The sequence below is a fragment of the Roseibium sp. ROS1 genome, assembly GCF_054658215.1.
Map to the genome: position 1 here is coordinate 1,380,563 of NZ_BAAGIG010000001.1, position 15,660 is coordinate 1,396,222.

Genomic DNA, 15,660 nt, shown 5'->3' on the forward strand with positions numbered 1-15,660 from the left:
CCGCTCACTGGCCGAATGTAAAGTCTTTCAGGTTGTGTTTCGGCCGGGAGAACACCTTTCCGCTTAATCCGCCTTGCCCTTCCGTCCAATCTCCGCAAGTCTCCCGTGGAACGTTCCTGCCATCAAGTTCCGCGGAGACCCTCCATGCATGTTCTCGTCATCGGCGCTGCCGGTATGGTTGGCCGCAAGCTGGTTGAAAAACTGGCTGCGCAGCCGGAGGTTCTTGGTTTTGAGGTATCCCGGCTGACGCTGGCCGATGCTGTTTCGCCAACCGCACCAGCGGCGCTGCCCGGTATCGCCGAGGCAGTCACCGTGGATCTTTCGAAGGCAGGAGCCGCCCGGACGCTGGTCGCTTCGCGCCCCGATGTCATCTTTCACCTGGCGGCGATCGTCTCCGGCGAAGCGGAGCAGGAGTTTGAAAAGGGCTATGCGGTCAATCTCGACGGCAGCCGCGAATTGTTTGAGGCGATCCGGATCGAAGGCGCTCGCGAGCCGTATTTTCCGAAGGTGATCTTCGCATCGTCGATTGCAGTGTTCGGTCAGCCGTTTCCCGAAAAGATTGGCGATGAATTCTTTACAACGCCGCTGACAAGCTACGGCACGCAAAAGGCGATCACCGAGCTTCTGCTGGCCGACTATTCCCGCAAGGGCTTTTTCGACGGCATAGGCCTGCGCCTGCCGACCATCTGCATTCGCCCGGGCAGGCCAAACAAGGCGGCCTCGGGGTTCTTCTCCAACATCATGCGCGAACCGCTTGCCGGGCAGGAAGCTGTTCTGCCGGTGGATGACAGCGTACGCCACTGGTTTGCCAGCCCACGTGCCGCGGTCGGCTTTTTCGTTCATGCGGCACGGATGGACGCTGCTGGCATCGGTCCACGTAGAACGGTCACGCTGCCGGGGCTTTCCGCCACTGTCGGGGAGCAGATCGAGTCCTTGCGGAGGGTCGCGGGGGAAAAGGCTGTCAAGCTGATCCGCCGGGAACCGGATGAGGCTATTGCACGGATCGTTGAGGGCTGGCCGAGGAATTTCGATGCCAGGCGTGCGCTGGAGCTTGGGTTCCAGGCGGAAACAAGCTTTGACGACATCATCCGCATACATATCGAAGATGAACTGGAAGGCAGAAATCCATGACCGCAGACGGATTTGACGTGAAGGGAAGGATCGCGCTTGTGACCGGTGGCGGCACGGGGGTAGGCAAGGCAGTTGCCGCTGGTTTGAGCCGCGCCGGCTGGCGGGTTCTGATCACTGGCCGCCGCAAGGATGTCCTGGAAAAGACTGCGACAGAACTCTCCCGCAACAGCGGCAATGAAGTCTCTTGGATTGCCGCGGATGTCGGTGACCCGGCATCTGTGAAGGTGCTTTTTGACGAGATCTCGAAGACTTTCGGCAGGCTCGATCTCCTGGTCAACAACGCAGGGATCTCCAATTCGTCCGTTCCACTGGAAGATATTTCTTTCGAGGAATGGAGCGCTGTCGTGGCTGCAAACCTGACTGGTGCCTTCCTGTGCACCCAGCAGGCTTTCCGGCTGATGAAGGCGCAGGAACCAAGAGGCGGGCGCATCATCAACAACGGTTCGATTTCGGCCACGACGCCAAGACCGAATTCGGCTCCTTACACCTCGACCAAACATGCCATTACCGGCCTGACGAAATCGGCCGCACTGGATGGACGTCCCTTCGATATTGCCTGTGGCCAGATCGACATCGGCAACGCGGCCAGTGACATGACGGCCAAAATGAGCGGTGGTGTGCTGCAGGCAAATGGCGAAACCGCTTCCGAGCCGACCATTGATCCGGCCCACGTCGCCAATGCCGTCACCTACATGGCCAGCCTGCCGCTGGATGCCAATGTGCTGACGTTGACGGTGATGGCAACCGGCATGCCGTTCGTGGGGCGTGGCTGATCGAGACTTCGCGCTGCAATGGGTTCAGTCCGGAAGGGTTTCAGTCCGGGGCAGGGACTTGCGGCTCGTTGCCAAGGCCGGAAAGACAAGCTGCCCGGATCTCCTCCGCAAACAGGCGCATGCGACGGTTGAGACGACGTTCGCGGGCGTGGAGCAGATAGATGCCCCATGCCGGCACAGCGATGTCCGGTAGCAGGGGCACCAGCTTTCCGGCTGCCAGTGCGCCCGTCACGATGAAATCCGGCAGCCGGCTGATGCCATGCCCCTGGATGGTTGCATCCAGCAGGAACGCGCCACTGTTGGAATTGAGTGCGGGCTGAAACTCAAGTTGCTGGCGCTTTCCTTTTTGCGTTTGGAACTCCCAAACAGTCCGCCTGGCCCAGCCGAAATGAAGAAGCCGGTGCTGCTGCAGATCTTCGATCGATTGCGGCGCAGGGTGCTGGCGCAAGTAGTCGGGGCTGGCAAAGAGGCAAAGCTCCACGGTACCCAGTTTCAGCGTGATGGCATCTTCGGGCCGCGTTTCGGTGATACGGATCGCAAAGTCGTAGTTCTCTCTGGCGAGATCGACCAGCCTGTCATCGAAATCCACGGTCAGCTGGATATCCGAGTGGCGAGCCTGGAAATCGATCAGCGCCGCATTGAGGAAACCGTGGCCGAAATCTCTGGGTATGGAAATCGACAAGGGTCCGGAAGGGGCTGTTCCGTTGCTCAGGAAATCGTCCTCGATATCGTCGACATCGCTGACGACGCGGCTCGCGCGCTGAAAGAGTTCGCGCCCGGGCTCGGTCAGGTCCCAATGGCCGGGCGAGCGGTCGATGAGACGGGTCCCATAGCGATCTTCCAGGAGGGACAGGCGACGGCTGACGGCCGACTTGGCAATGCCGAGTTCTCCAGCGGCTTTGGAGATGCTGCCACTGGCAACCACCTGAACGAACAGGCGCAGGTCTTCTATCTGTCCCAAGTGTTCTCCAAATCAGAACGTTGATCCCTGATTTTGATATCTGGTTATGAAAAATGCAACTTCCTATCTGTGGCAAGACCTGAAGTGCCGGATCGTTTCACGCCAGGTGCCTTCTTATCCGGCCCGCCAACAATCAGATTGGAAACGTCATGAACGCAGATATTGAAATTCGCACCACGGAAATGCCCGCGGACATGCGCATTCTGCTGGATGCGTATCCGCGCGATACCTGGGAGGCACATCCCGGTTTCAAGGAGAAAACCAGCAACTGGCTGGGGGCACATGTGATGTTCCGGCAGTTGGCGGAACTGGTTCGTCTCGAAACGGAAGCCTATCTGGAGAAGCTGAGAGACCCGGACGATTTTGCTGCAAGGCTCTCTCGTTACGGCGATCTGCTGGTACGCAATCTCCATGGCCACCACACCTGGGAAGACAAGAGCTACTTTCCGGAACTCTGTGAGGCCGACCCGCGTTTCGAGAAGGGACTGGAGATCCTGGAGAAGGACCACGGGGCGCTGGATACGATGCTGTTCCAGCTCTCGCGAACCGCCAATCGCGCCATCAAGCTGGTCCAGCTGGACGAAGCGCAGGCGCGCGAGGAAGCCGGCAAGCTGCAGCCGGTAACCGGGACGATTGAAAGCCTGCTGGCGCGCCACCTGAGTGATGAAGAGGAATTGGCAGTCCCGATCATTCTTCACCATCGCCTGCGCGGATAACAGCAACTAGCGGCCGGGTGCGGTTTTGCCCCCGGCCGCTAGTTGGTTCTAGACTGACAGCCCCGGAGGAAGACGATGCCCAAGCCGAATGCCGATTTGTCCAAGGAAGAAAACCAGTCTGATGCGGCCGGCCGACGTGCGCAAGGAGAGTTCGTGCGCGGTGTCAGCGGCTTTCGGTCTGCTATCGGCGATGCGGATTTCCCGGCCGAACCCGGGAGATATCATCTGTTTGTCGCGCTCAATTGCCCCTGGTGCCACCGTGTAACCCTTGCCCGAAACATCCTCGGGCTTCAGTCCGGTGTTTCCATGGATGTCGCCTTTCCGGGCCGGACTGAAAAAGACGATCCGGCAGGGGAGAACCTTTGGGAATTCAATCCCGGACGGATTGCGAACCTGACGGGTGCGCCATTGCCGGAATGCACTGAGGAAACGGCGACGGGCGAGGGGCTGCGCCTGGTGCAACAGATATACCGGGCCGAAGGGTCTGATGAACGATCCGTCCCGGTTCTTTACGACAAGAAGCAACAGCGCATCGTCAACAACGAAAGCGCCGAGATCATCCGCATGCTCAACGCGCATGCCGGGGCGCTGGGCAGTGCGATAGTTCAGGAAAAAAGGCCTGACCTTTATGCGAACGATGTGGATTTGCAGTCGGAGATCGATGCCCTGAACGAGGCAATCTACACACGCATAAACAATGGTGCCTACAAGGCCGGTTTTTCTTCCGATCAGAGCGTCTATGCGGCAGCATACGAAAGTTACTTCACCATGCTGGCAGAGCTGGAAGACCGGCTGGCAGCGAATGGTGGACCGTTTCTCACCGGGGAGAGCTTTACGGAAGCCGACCTGAGGCTGTTTCCGACGCTTTACCGGCACGACCCGGTCTATTTTGTGCGCATGAAGCTGAACGGCGCGCGGATCCTGGACTATCCCAATCTCTGGCACTGGCTGTGTCGGGTGCATGCCTTGCCGGGTGTTGCCGACAGTTCTTCGCTGGTCCATTGCAGGCAGGGGTATTTCGGGCGCTCCTGGAACAACGTCGTGCCGCTAGGGCCGTTCCGGCCAATGCCTTATCCGCAGGCCTATTCGCATCCCGAACTTGCAGGGGCGCCGTAAGTGGCGTGGAGGCGAGATACGTTTCGTAGGTCTGTCTTTCAGGCGTCAGCTAGCGCGCAGGCGTTCGGCCGTAGCTTTGCCGATACTGCTTCGGAGTCATGCCGGTCTTGCGCTTGAACGCCCGCTCGAAAGCGGTCTGGTCGGAATAGTCCAGTTCGAAAGCGATCTGCGCCAGGGAATGGCTGGTGTCGACAAGGGCATGGCGGGCTATGCGGTAGCGGCAGTCGTCCAGAAGCGTGGAGAAGCGCAAGCCTTCCTCACCCAGATGTCTGTGCAGACTGCGGCGCGACAGGCCGAGGCGCCGGGCAACGGCTTCCTGGTCGGACGTCCCGGCGCCGAGCCCTTCGTAGATGGCTGTGCGTGTGCGTGCGGTCAAAGACTTGGTGCGGGCCTTGTTGGCAAGTGCCTCGCTCAAGCTGGCAAGGGCGTTGCGATGACCACCGCCACTGTCGCGTGGCATTGAGGCGGACAGGACCTTTTCTGGAAAACTGAGCGCGTTCGTTTCACAGTCGAACAGGCAGAAGCTGCCCGCGGTTTCCGCCCAGATCGACAGCGGGCGCGCCGCCGTGTGTTCGAAGCAGATGAGGTCCGGTTGCCAGTTGGGTCCGGCACCACGCCGGATGAGCTCTGTCAGGACGGAAAGCGTGAATTCCGCATCCTGCCTGCGCGGCCAGATATCCGGATTGAGGATACGATAGGTGAGCGTGGCAACGCCGTCTTCGACGGTCAGCTGCAGATCCGTCTCGCTCTGGATGAATTTGATGAAGCGTTCGAACGTTCGCAACGCAGAACCGACGGTGGACGCAGTCAGAAGGGCTTCGCCCAGTTCGCCGAGGTCGTGAAGGTTGAGCCTGGGGCCAGATTGCCAGCCGATGCCGGGTTGGCCAAGCATGGCGGCGCCGTGCTCGTAGATCTCGACAAACGCATAAAGCGGGATTTCGAAGTGTGCGTCATGCCAGGCGTCGACAGGCACGCCGCTCTGGCGTCCCAGAGCTGCCGGCTCCAGCCCCTTGTCGATCAGCATTGACTGCAGACCGCTCAAGGCGCCTGCGATGATCGTGGCACCTGTTGGCATGACCCCCGCCTCTCCCGAAAGTCCCGCTTGGCCCACCTGCCGCAGTAAACGGCAAGTGGAAGCTTCAACTACAGCAGAGTTCCGGAGTTGTTGCAATTGACCAGTTCGGGATTTCAATAGGCCGGCAAAGATTGGCCGAAATTGTCGAGAAGTACGAAAAAGCCCTCTCTCTAATGGCAGGTACAGAGAGATCCGGTTCAGCACCTTGAAAACTTGGGCGTCCGGACGAGGGAACAGATTTGGTGACCTGCATCGATGTGGCAGTGGCCGGCGGTGGACCCGCCGGTGCATTCACAGCGCGTGAGCTGGCCTGTGCCGGGCTCAGCGTGCTCCTGATCGACCCGGCAACCCGCCGGCCCAGGCTGGAAGGCCTCGGTGAGCGGGTGGCGCAGCTTCTTATTGCCAAGGGACTTGGCAACGCGCTGGGTGCTGCCAGCGACCCCTTACCCCGACACGTGACATGGGCTGGCCTCACCGGAACGGCCAATGGCGAGCGGCTGGTTCGACGCCATGTCTTCGACGAGGCCTTGAGGCGTGCAGCCATTGAGGCAGGCGCACAGACTCGGCAGGCGCGCCTAGGCCGGATCCTGAAATCCGACGAACAGCAGGGCGTCGTGTTGAAGCTTACGACTGGTGAGGAGGTTCGCGCACGCCTGTTGATCGACGCACGCGGACGGCAGACTTCTACCGCCCAGCGCCTCAAGGGACCGCAAACCCTGGCAATTGCAGGACTGGCCACGCAAGCTGCAGGTGCCGCCGGTACCCATGTGGAGGCCACCCCTGAAGGCTGGCTCTGGGTGGCGGAAGATCCGGGTTTTGGCCGCTGGCTGCAGATTTCCGTTGGCGCGGATGATCTCGCTGGAGCCGGACAAGCAGCCTTGCGGGACCGAATGGCCCGTTTCCTTTCCCAGGACCAACTTGCTGGCCGCTTCTCTGACCTCGTCTTCCAGGATCCATTGATTGCCCGCTCGGCCGGTCTTGTTCTGGCAGCTCCACGGTTGAAGCTGCCGGTCATCCCTGTTGGCGATGCCGCAGTTGCTATCGATCCCTTGTCCGGTCACGGCCTGTTCTGGGCCCTGTCGTCCGCGCTTTCTGCGGTGCCGAGCGTGTTGACCGTTCTCGAGAACGTGGAGAAAGGAAGCCATCTTGCCACCCGGTTCTACCGGGACCGCGTCGTGGAAACCTTCTGGCGTCAGGCGCGAACAGGGCGCGATTTCTACCGGTTGGAAACAGGCCTTTCCGGCAATCCTTTCTGGGCGGAACGGGTCTCATGGCCGGATGACGAACCGTCCCATCCAACCGTGTTCGAAACCAGCCTGCACAAGCGCGTTGTCGTCGAAAGTAACCGCCTGGTCGAGCGCGAAGTGCTGGTGACGCCGCAGGATCCCGGCGGCGTTGCTTATGTCGCGGGCATTCCAGTGGGCGACCTGAAGCCTTTCTTTCCGTCTTCCGCCTTGGCGCAGCCACCGCCAGGCGCACCGTCTCCCGCGCTCAAGGCCGCCTTCGGCTGGCTAAAGAGCCGCGGACTTCTGCATGGCTCGCTGAGCCGCACAAAACAACAGCAGACCAAAACGAGGGAAACAGCATGATCAAACGAATGCGAAAGGGGCATCTGGCCGGCCTTGCCGGGCTCATGCTTCTGATGCCTCTTCCGGCGGGGGCGCAGGACGGTGCCACGCTTCTGGAAGAAAATTGCAGCGGCTGTCACATGGCCGACGACAACGGTGCGCTCAGCCGCATCAGCGGTCAGCGAAAGACGCCCGAAGGCTGGTTGATGACCATCGTGCGCATGCGGCTCTTCCATGGCATGGAAATAGAGCCTGCCGTGCAGAGCGAGCTGGTACACTACCTATCGGACACGCAAGGTCTTGCCCCCAGCGAGACTGAAGGGCTGCGTTACGTTCTGGAACGTGAACCTGCGCATATGGAAGAGGTCGAGGCTCCGCTCGGCGAAATGTGCTCCCGTTGCCATTCAGCCGCTCGTTTCAAGCTTCAGCGGCGCACCCAGGAGGAATGGGCGCTCCATATCGATTTCCATGTCGGTCAATGGCCAACTCTGGAATATCAGGCGCTCGGGCGTGATCGTGAATGGCTGAAACTGGCCCGCGAGGAAGTGGTGCCGCTATTGGCCGAGCGCTATCCGCTCGAGTCCGACGCCTGGAACACGTGGCTGGAGGCACAGAAGCCGGAGGCCGCTGGAAGCTGGGTGTTCGCAACCAGCCTGCCGGAGAAGGGCGAGGCCTACGGCACGCTTGAGGTTTCCGGTGACAGCCAGCCCTATACGGTTTCCGGTACGCTGATGACCGTCGGCGGCGAGGAGCTGACCCTTGAGGGCAAGCTGAACGTCTATACCGGCTATGAATGGCGCGCCAACCTGGACATTGGCGGAACGAAGTACCGGCAGATCCTGGCGATCTCCGAAGACGGCAGCAGCCTGAGCGGCCGCCAGTTCCTGCATGCCGAAGACAGCCTCGGTGGCGCGTTCAAGGCGGCCAGGGCTGGCGGTGCTCCTGCGATCGTCGGCGTCGTTCCGTCCACGGTTCCGGCCGGTAGCAGCGCTACGGTCCAGATCGTCGGCACAGGGCTTGGCGATGTTGCCCTCAGCGGTGCGCTTGAAGCCACCGGCGGCGCGACCAACGCCTATGGATCCGCAATTGAAGTCTCTCCCGCGGCGGATACCGATGGCCTGATCACGGTTGCGTCCGGAGAGACCACCACGGATGAGACGCTGGCGGTCTATAGCCATGTCGACAGCCTCAAGGTGGAGCCAGCCTTTGCCGTTGCCCGTGTCGGCGGCGGTGGCGGGTCTGCCGGCAAGGTTCCCGCCCGCTTCGATGCGGTCGGTTACTGGAATGGTCCGGACGGTCAGCCGGGGACCGAGGACGATATCCGCATCGGCTCCGTGCCGGCATCCTGGTCGGTTGCGCCCTTCAACGAAGAGGCCGAGCACCTGAAAGATACGGAATATGCAGGCGTGATGGATGAAACGCTCGGCATCTTCATGCCTGGCGTTGCAGGTCCGAATACCGAGCGTCCGTTCTCCACCAACAATGCGGGCAATCTGAAGGTGCTGGCAACCAGCGGCGAGGCGACCGGTGAAGGTCAGCTCATCGTCACGGTGCAGCGCTGGAACGATCCCCCGATCCGCTGAAACAGGAGTTTGTAATCATGGGATATCTCTTTTTTCAGCCGCAGAATGCGCACCGGGTCGAAGTGGACGGACGCCATCTGCTCTTCCACGTGCCGACGACATCTCTGTTCGAGATCGACCGGCTCGACAATGACGTGATCGACCTCTTCAGAGACCGGACCAGGGTTTCCGAAGCCGATGTCCGGGAACGGTTCAGCGGCCGGGTCGATCCGCTCGAGGTGACAGAGCGAATCCGTTCGTTTCTCGATCTCGACATCATCACCGACGGCCGCCCGCCCCGGGCGGAACGGCCGCCTATCCATATCCAGAACTTCCCGCTGACGACGATCGTTCTCAACGTCAACACGGGCTGCAATCTTTCCTGCACCTATTGCTACAAGGAAGATCTGGATACGCCGTCCAAGGGCCGGCGCATGGCGTTCGAAACGGCGAAGCGCTCGATCGAGCTATTGCTGGCGGAAAGCCCCGACCGGGACAGCTACAATGTTGTCTTCTTCGGCGGCGAACCTCTCAGCAACCTGGCCTTGATCAAGGAAGTCGTTGCCTATGCGGAAGACCGCTTCGGCAATCTCGGCAAGCGTGTCGACTTTACCCTGACGACCAACGCGACGCTTCTGACCGAGGAGATCGTCGACTGGCTCAATGCCCACCGGTTTGGTCTGACCGTTTCGATGGACGGGCCGAAGGCGCTTCACGACAAGAACCGCAAGACAGTCGGTGGCAAGGGCACCTACAACGTCGTTGCCTCCAAGACCAGGATGCTGCTGGAACGCTACACCTCCCGCCCGGTCGGCGGGCGAGTGACGCTGACCCATGGCGTGACTGCCGTCTACGAGATCTGGGATCACCTGAAAAACGAAATCGGCTTTCATGAAGTCGGCTTCTCGCCGGTGACCTCCGGTCCCATCGCGCCGTTCAACCTGACCGGCGACGAGCTTCAGACAGTGTTCGACGAGATGAAACGGCTCGGTCGGCACTACCGGGATGAAGCCCTTCTTGGCCGCAACATCGGCTTTTCCAACATGCACCAGCTCATGAACGACCTTTACGAAGGCCGGTCAAAGGCACTGCCTTGCGGCGCAGGGCTCGGCATGCTGGCGGTTGATCACGAGGGCGGTCTCAATCTCTGCCATCGGTTCACCGGGTCCGACATGGAGACCTATGGCACGGTCGACGGCGGTATCGAAAAGCAGAAGCTCGCCCGTTTCATCGAGGACCGGGCGGATCGCACCGACAAGGGCTGCTCCACCTGCCGCATCCGCAACATCTGCGCGGGTGGCTGTTACCACGAGAGTTACGCCCATTTCTCCGATCCGATGAAGCCGACCTACCACTATTGCGACCTCATGCGCGACTGGGTGGATTTCGGCATCGGCGTCTATGGCGAGTTGATCGCCGGCGCTCCGGCATTCTTTTCGGATCACATCATGCCTCGGAGGGCATTCGGCAAATGAGACACTTGAAACCCCTGAACCAGAAAGCCGACCGCGTCGTCACTGCGGTCGAAACCGACAAGATGGACGAAGTGCGGGCCATGCAGACCGTTGTGGTTGGCTGCACATCGACCCTCGATCCCGGCTGGGAAGTCGACCCGTTCGGCGGTGTCGCCGCCCTGTGCCAACCGATGGAGGCCGATCTTTACGGCTGCTCGGACCCTTGCTGGTGGCCGGCCCAGGTGCCGGACACGATCAATTCCTATCGGGACTGGAACGCCGATGCCGACAATGCCGGAAAGGACTGGCGCTCGCTCGGAACGGTTTTCCCGTCCGACAGCGAAACCTGACCGGCAGACGCCCTTCAAGATATTCGGAGAAACCCGATGCGAAACCTTATTGCTGCGGCAAGCGCAGCCCTGGTCTTGAGCCTTACCGCTCTGCCGGCCCTCGCCAAGGATCTGATTGTCACGGCCGCAAAGCCTGACCGGCTTTATGTAATCGACGCCAAGGCAAGGACGATAGAGACCGACTGCAAGCTCGACTTCAACCTGATCCCCGGTGTCATCGTTGTCTCGCCGGACAACAAGATCGCCTATATCCTCGGCAATCGCTGGGAGGATGTTTTCGGTATTGACCTTTCCACCTGTGAGACGGTGTTTTCCGCGCATCAGTCAGAAAGCGACATCCGGCGCAAGTCGATCGCCTCGCTGGCCGTCTCCAAGGATGGCAAGGAGGTCTACACGGTGCGCAATCCGGTTCGGCTGCTTGCCGACCGATACGAGGTTCTTGAACCGGAAATCGCGGTCTATGAGACAGCAGCCGGTCTTGACGCCAAACCGGCCCGCACGTTCCCGAGCCCGCGCCGCATGACGGTGATGGCAACCGGGCGTGATGGCATGCTCTATGCCGCCGGGCACGAGATCTATGCGATTGACCCGAAGACCGGCGAAATCTCCATCAAGATCAAGAATGCCACCTGGGACCGGCCGACCTATTCTCCGCCGGACGTCCTTGCCTTCTGGCCTATCGGTACACAGGCAGACGAGTTCATGCTGCTTTATTCGGCCGCCAAGTTCACCGACGAGTCGATGAGCGAGATTGCCGATTTCGTCTGGGGGTACCAGTCGGTCGATCTGACGACTGGGGAAAGCGATATCCAGGATTTCGCCAGCCTGGAAGTGATCATGTTCTCCGCCGTGCGTGACCCCAACGACAAGAGCAAGCTTTACGGTGTCTACACCCAGCTTTCCAAGCATGATGTCGAGAAGAAAGAGCTGATCAAGCGGGTCGACCTGCCACACACCTATTACTGTGTGAACATCTCGTCCGACGGCAAGGAGATCTATGTCGGCGGCACCAATGACGACATTGGCGTCTACGATGCGGAAACCCTGGAACGTATCGGCGAAATCCTCCTGCCTTCGGGCGGCGACATGGCTGCCGGTACGATGCAGGTGATCAGCACCGGAAGCTAGGAGAGAACCGAACCTGCCAGACCCTCGGTTGTCGTCCCGATTTGCCGCATCAGCGGCAAATCGGGACCCGGTATTCCCGGTGGCGACTGAAGCACTCCTGTCTCATTGTCAGCGATTACGGGGTACCCGATTTCGCGGGGATGACAATGGGGAGGTTGCAAACAAGGAACACGGATGAAACAGGCAGTTTCCTTGAGAGGAGCAGACCGGGCCGGGACCATGTCGACCCGGCCTTCGCTGCTGCGTGGGTTGTTCAACCGGGTCTTCGGTACCCGTGAGGCGGCGTGGCTGGTGCCGCTGGTCGCGCCATACCGCTGGCCGCTGGCAATGCTGTTCCTGTTGTCCCTTGTGGCGGCAGGTGCGGCGCTTGTGCCGCCTTACCTGACCAAGCTTGTCATCGATCGGGGCCTGATGGCCGGCGACAAGCACGCACTTGTGGTTTTTGTGGCCATCCTTTTTGGGGTTGGCTTGGCGGCACTGGCGCTGGGCGCACTGAATTCCTTGCTGCACCTGAGGTTTTCGGCAAGGCTGCTGAAGGACCTGCGCCGTTCGGCCGTCGACAGGATCCTGGCCCAGTCGCCCCGCTGGCAGGCCAAACAATCCATCGGCGAACTCATGAGCCGCCTTGATGGCGATGCCGGGGAAGTACAGCAATTCACGTTTGCCGTGCTGGTGAACGGCGGTGGCAGCCTTCTGAGACTGGTGGGCGGCCTGGTCATGTTGTTTGTGCTGGCGCCCAAGCTGGCTCTTCTTGCACTGGCACTGGCACCGGTCGAACTGTTGTTTTTCGCGCGCGCCCGACCCGTCACCCAGGCGAAGGCAACTGAGGTACGGCAAGCGCGCGGTGTGCTCGCATCCGGGCTTGCGGAGACGATTACCGGGCTTTCCGCACTGCGGGCGCTGAATGCGACCGGAGCTGCGGCAAAACGGATCGCAACACGGCAACAGGGCCTTGTCGCAGCATTGATGTCTGCGCAGATGTGGAACGAGGTGACACGGGCAGTGCCGATGGTGCTGACGGCGCTCCTGCGTGGTGCGGTTTTTCTGGTTGGCGGGCTCGCGGTGATCGACGGCACCATGCCGCTCGGGTCCCTGATCGCCTTCACCGCCTATCTCGCCTTCCTGATCGGGCCGATGCAGTCGCTCATTTCCCTCTGGCACGGACAGGCGCGCATGAAAGCGGCGCTCGACCGGCTCGACCGGATCATGAGTGCCGTACCGGATGTCCAGGACCCGGTTTCACCTGTGCCACTGACTGCCGGTGGTGGTGAATTGGTGCTGGCAGGTGTTGCCTATGCACCGGATGGCGGCGTGCCGCTTTTTGAGAATGTTAGCCTCATCGTCCCAAAAGGACAGAAACTCCGGCTGAGCGGTCCATCCGGCATCGGCAAGACGTCGCTTCTGTCGCTTCTTCAACGCCATGACGACCCGAAGGCCGGAACGATCCTTCTGGATGGTACGGACTTACGTCATCTCTCTCTTCAAGATCTCCGCACGGTTGTCGCCCTCGTGCCGCAAAAGGGGCATGTCTTTTCCGGAACGGTGGCGGACAATCTCTGTCTCGGGTCTTCTGAGGCAGCCGAGGAAGACATGCATGCCGTTCTGCAATTCGTGGAGCTGGAGGACCGGTTTTCTGGCAAGGGACTTGAAACGGCTCTTGGCGAGGGAGGGCTTGACCTTTCCGGCGGAGAACGTCAGCGGCTGTGCCTTGCCCGCGCCCTGTTGCAGCCGTTCCAGGTGCTGATCCTGGATGAAAGCCTTTCGGAGGTTGATGCGGACCGGGTGTCACGGATCATGACCCGGATTGACACCCGATTTGGTGATCGTACCCGCCTTGTCGTCACGCATGGGGATGCGGAACGGTATGGGACCTTTGACAGTGAGCTGGTGCTGCAAGCAAGAGAGGTCGGAGTTTGATCAGGGTCGGGCTGATAGACGGCGCTTTGCCGGGTGACTGGCCGGGCCTGGTGGGACAGGAATGGTTCTGCAGGCCGGATGCCGCTGAACTTGCCTCAGGGCATGCGGAGGCGATGGCGCAGACCGTGTGCACTCATGCGGCAGATGTTTTGCTTTTCAACGCCGTTGTGTTTCCGGGGCAGCTCTCGACCACGCTTGACGCCATCTGCGCTGGCTTGAGCTGGCTGGCTGAAGATCCACCCGACATTGTCCTGTGTGCCTTCGGCATGGCGCGATCTTCCGTTGAACTGTCCGTTGCCGTGGCAAGGCTGCAGCGCGCCGGGTGCCTGATGGTTGCCTCGGCACCCGCCCGTGGCGGGCAGGCCTACCCGGCTGCATATGACGGCGTTCTGTCCGTTCAGGGCGATGCCCGCTGTGGCCCGGCGGAGCTGTCAAAGTTGGATTTGCCGCAGGCCACCTTCGGTGCCTGTTCAATGGCTGCCGGGCGCGAGGATATTCGCGGCGCCAGCGCGGCGGCAGCGCATCTCGCCGGACTGCTGGCGAGATCGGTTCAGGGGTCTGAAAGGAATGCCCTGGTCGGGTTGGAGACCTTTGTCCGTTACCGGGGGCGGGAACGGCGCGGGGATAAGGCGCTTGCGGGCAGCGGAGCGGCCGGGGTATCTGCCGGCGGGTAGTCTTATTTGAAAAGAGGACGGAGTTTGTGGCCCATCCTTCGAGACAGCGCTTCGCGCTTCCTCAGGATGAGGTTGTATTTGTTGCGAGGCCGAAATCTCCCTTTCGACCTCATCCTGAGGAGGACCGTCAGGTCCGTCTAGGAGGATGGGCCGCATATTCGCAGCGGCAGAATTTCCAAATTTAAGTATCGTGGCATTGAAGAGGGAAACCCACCCGTCAGAGCCTTCGCACGCTTTCCAGGACGACCGCGTCGAGACCGGCACCGCCGGCTTCCACATGGGCTCTCAACTGGTCGCGCATGCGCGGCTCCCAGAAGTCCTTCAGATGGTTCGCGACCTTCTCCGCCTGGTCAACGCCTGGCTGGGTCTTGAAGAAGGTGGCGATCTGGTTGGCCATATAGACCATCTTTTCAGGCGACATCTGCAACTCCGGATAAGACACGCTCTGGATGCGCGTAAAGATCAAACCCGCCGTCCCTTGAAAATGCGGCGACCGTTATGCCGGCCTCGTCGGCGAGGCGGAGTGCGGTCGACGTCGGGGCCGAGGCGGCAATCAGGGCCGGGCAACCGGCGAAGGCGCATTTCTGCACCAGTTCCACCGACAGCCTGCTGGTGAGGACGAAAGCGCCGGTTGCGGGGTCGGTCCCGGCTTGGGCAAGGGCGCCGATCAGCTTGTCGAGCGCATTGTGGCGGCCAACGTCCTCGCGCGCCACGACCACGCCCTTGCCCGGTTGGAGGAAACCGGCGGCGTGGGTGGCGCGCGTCTGGTCCCGAAGCGGCTGCAGCCGGCTGAGCGCATCGGTCGCTCTGGCCACATCCAGGCGGGACAGGACTGTTGTTGCGTCGACCGTCGGCAAAGGTCGCAGGGCCTGATCCAGACTTTCGATGCCACACAAGCCGCAACCAACCGGACCGGCCATGGCACGGCGGCGGGCAAGAAGCCGTTTCGAGCGGTCTGCGCGTAACCAAAGACGAGCTTCTATGCCGCGGTCATGAGAGACCTCCTCGAAGGCTTCGATTTCGGTGATCGAGCTGATGATGCCTTCGCTCAGGGCAAAACCGACGGCGAAGTCGGCAATATCGCCAGGCGTTGCCATCATCACCGCCTGCGTGGTGCCATCGAAGACGAGCGCAACAGGGCTTTCCTCCGGCAGGCTTCTCGCGACCGCCACCTGGCCGTCCGCGTGGACGGCACGGCCGGGCATGGAGCGGGAGAGCGGGCGATCCATCACCAG

General features: G+C 61.0%; 15 protein-coding genes. 11 read left to right on the forward strand and 4 right to left on the reverse strand.

Annotation, left to right across the window (positions count from 1 at the left end; translation table 11 throughout):
* Positions 1 to 144 precede the first annotated feature (144 nt).
* Together denD and ACYQ6M_RS06265 are read left to right on the forward strand one after the other, a co-directional pair.
* On the forward strand, positions 145 to 1,131 hold the full coding sequence (gene denD / locus ACYQ6M_RS06260) for a D-erythronate dehydrogenase (RefSeq protein WP_460072753.1): 987 nt from the start codon (positions 145 to 147) through the stop codon (positions 1,129 to 1,131).
* Positions 1,128 to 1,904, forward strand: a complete 777-nt coding sequence (locus ACYQ6M_RS06265; RefSeq protein ID WP_460072755.1) for an SDR family oxidoreductase — start codon at positions 1,128 to 1,130, stop codon at positions 1,902 to 1,904. Before denD ends, ACYQ6M_RS06265 begins: the two co-directional genes overlap by 4 nt.
* Positions 1,905 to 1,944: 40 nt before the next feature.
* On the opposite strand, the gene ACYQ6M_RS06270 is transcribed toward ACYQ6M_RS06265, so the two are convergent.
* Positions 1,945 to 2,865, reverse strand: coding sequence for a LysR family transcriptional regulator (locus ACYQ6M_RS06270; protein WP_460072757.1), 921 nt, complete (start codon positions 2,863 to 2,865; stop codon positions 1,945 to 1,947).
* Between the two features lie 149 nt (positions 2,866 to 3,014).
* On the opposite strand from ACYQ6M_RS06270, the gene ACYQ6M_RS06275 reads away from it, so the two are divergent.
* Positions 3,015 to 3,581, forward strand: coding sequence for a hemerythrin domain-containing protein (locus ACYQ6M_RS06275; RefSeq protein WP_023000778.1), 567 nt, complete (start codon positions 3,015 to 3,017; stop codon positions 3,579 to 3,581).
* A 75-nt stretch (positions 3,582 to 3,656) separates the two neighbouring features.
* Positions 3,657 to 4,697 carry a glutathione S-transferase C-terminal domain-containing protein gene (locus tag ACYQ6M_RS06280; protein ID WP_460072760.1) on the forward strand — a complete coding sequence of 347 codons (1,041 nt, stop codon included), beginning with the start codon at positions 3,657 to 3,659 and terminating at the stop codon, positions 4,695 to 4,697.
* A gap of 49 nt (positions 4,698 to 4,746) precedes the next feature.
* Here the strand turns inward: ACYQ6M_RS06280 and qhpR are convergent, their stop codons facing one another.
* Positions 4,747 to 5,772, reverse strand: coding sequence for an AraC-like transcriptional regulator QhpR (gene qhpR / locus ACYQ6M_RS06285; protein WP_055655172.1), 1,026 nt, complete (start codon positions 5,770 to 5,772; stop codon positions 4,747 to 4,749).
* Between the two features lie 242 nt (positions 5,773 to 6,014).
* On the opposite strand from qhpR, the gene qhpG reads away from it, so the two are divergent.
* The 7 genes from qhpG to ACYQ6M_RS06320 all read left to right on the forward strand — a co-directional run bounded on the left by qhpG (position 6,015) and on the right by ACYQ6M_RS06320 (position 14,425).
* Positions 6,015 to 7,361 carry a flavin-dependent monooxygenase QhpG gene (qhpG, locus tag ACYQ6M_RS06290; RefSeq protein ID WP_460072762.1) on the forward strand — a complete coding sequence of 449 codons (1,347 nt, stop codon included), beginning with the start codon at positions 6,015 to 6,017 and terminating at the stop codon, positions 7,359 to 7,361.
* On the forward strand, positions 7,358 to 8,923 hold the full coding sequence (peaA, locus tag ACYQ6M_RS06295) for a quinohemoprotein amine dehydrogenase subunit alpha (protein ID WP_460072764.1): 1,566 nt from the start codon (positions 7,358 to 7,360) through the stop codon (positions 8,921 to 8,923). Before qhpG ends, peaA begins: the two co-directional genes overlap by 4 nt.
* A gap of 17 nt (positions 8,924 to 8,940) precedes the next feature.
* Positions 8,941 to 10,377, forward strand: coding sequence for a quinohemoprotein amine dehydrogenase maturation protein (gene peaB / locus ACYQ6M_RS06300; protein ID WP_023000783.1), 1,437 nt, complete (start codon positions 8,941 to 8,943; stop codon positions 10,375 to 10,377).
* The gene (gene qhpC, locus ACYQ6M_RS06305) at positions 10,374 to 10,706 is read left to right on the forward strand and encodes a quinohemoprotein amine dehydrogenase subunit gamma (RefSeq protein WP_006932572.1); all 333 of its coding nucleotides are present in this window, start codon (positions 10,374 to 10,376) and stop codon (positions 10,704 to 10,706) included. The genes peaB and qhpC overlap by 4 nt, the downstream gene beginning before the upstream one ends.
* Positions 10,707 to 10,742: 36 nt before the next feature.
* A complete protein-coding gene (peaD, locus tag ACYQ6M_RS06310) occupies positions 10,743 to 11,834 on the forward strand; it encodes a quinohemoprotein amine dehydrogenase subunit beta (protein ID WP_460072767.1) in 1,092 nt (363 codons plus the stop codon).
* A 174-nt stretch (positions 11,835 to 12,008) separates the two neighbouring features.
* Positions 12,009 to 13,751, forward strand: coding sequence for an ABC transporter ATP-binding protein (locus ACYQ6M_RS06315; RefSeq protein WP_460072769.1), 1,743 nt, complete (start codon positions 12,009 to 12,011; stop codon positions 13,749 to 13,751).
* A complete protein-coding gene (locus tag ACYQ6M_RS06320) occupies positions 13,748 to 14,425 on the forward strand; it encodes a S8/S53 family peptidase (protein ID WP_460072771.1) in 678 nt (225 codons plus the stop codon). Before ACYQ6M_RS06315 ends, ACYQ6M_RS06320 begins: the two co-directional genes overlap by 4 nt.
* Positions 14,426 to 14,642: 217 nt before the next feature.
* Here ACYQ6M_RS06320 and ACYQ6M_RS06325 read toward each other — a convergent pair whose 3' ends face one another.
* Together ACYQ6M_RS06325 and fdhD are read right to left on the reverse strand one after the other, a co-directional pair.
* The gene (locus tag ACYQ6M_RS06325) at positions 14,643 to 14,846 is read right to left on the reverse strand and encodes a formate dehydrogenase subunit delta (protein ID WP_062488321.1); all 204 of its coding nucleotides are present in this window, start codon (positions 14,844 to 14,846) and stop codon (positions 14,643 to 14,645) included.
* Entirely contained in the window at positions 14,836 to 15,654 is an 819-nt protein-coding gene (gene fdhD, locus ACYQ6M_RS06330) for a formate dehydrogenase accessory sulfurtransferase FdhD (protein ID WP_168684270.1), read from the reverse strand. The genes ACYQ6M_RS06325 and fdhD overlap by 11 nt, the downstream gene beginning before the upstream one ends.
* Between the last annotated feature and the right edge of the window lie 6 nt (positions 15,655 to 15,660).

Bases quoted from the DNA above. Each gene is read 5' to 3' on its own strand.
- ACYQ6M_RS06275 (WP_023000778.1), top strand. From the start codon at position 3,015: ATGAACGCAGATATTGAAATTCGCACCACGGAAATGCCCGCGGACATG.
- peaD (WP_460072767.1), top strand. From the start codon at position 10,743: ATGCGAAACCTTATTGCTGCGGCAAGCGCAGCCCTGGTCTTGAGCCTT.
- qhpC (WP_006932572.1), top strand. From the start codon at position 10,374: ATGAGACACTTGAAACCCCTGAACCAGAAAGCCGACCGCGTCGTCACT.
- ACYQ6M_RS06325 (WP_062488321.1), bottom strand. From the start codon at position 14,846: ATGTCGCCTGAAAAGATGGTCTATATGGCCAACCAGATCGCCACCTTC.
- peaB (WP_023000783.1), top strand. From the start codon at position 8,941: ATGGGATATCTCTTTTTTCAGCCGCAGAATGCGCACCGGGTCGAAGTG.
- denD (WP_460072753.1), top strand. From the start codon at position 145: ATGCATGTTCTCGTCATCGGCGCTGCCGGTATGGTTGGCCGCAAGCTG.
- ACYQ6M_RS06280 (WP_460072760.1), top strand. From the start codon at position 3,657: ATGCCCAAGCCGAATGCCGATTTGTCCAAGGAAGAAAACCAGTCTGAT.
- ACYQ6M_RS06315 (WP_460072769.1), top strand. From the start codon at position 12,009: ATGAAACAGGCAGTTTCCTTGAGAGGAGCAGACCGGGCCGGGACCATG.
- qhpR (WP_055655172.1), bottom strand. From the start codon at position 5,772: ATGCCAACAGGTGCCACGATCATCGCAGGCGCCTTGAGCGGTCTGCAG.
- fdhD (WP_168684270.1), bottom strand. From the start codon at position 15,654: ATGGATCGCCCGCTCTCCCGCTCCATGCCCGGCCGTGCCGTCCACGCG.
- ACYQ6M_RS06265 (WP_460072755.1), top strand. From the start codon at position 1,128: ATGACCGCAGACGGATTTGACGTGAAGGGAAGGATCGCGCTTGTGACC.
- peaA (WP_460072764.1), top strand. From the start codon at position 7,358: ATGATCAAACGAATGCGAAAGGGGCATCTGGCCGGCCTTGCCGGGCTC.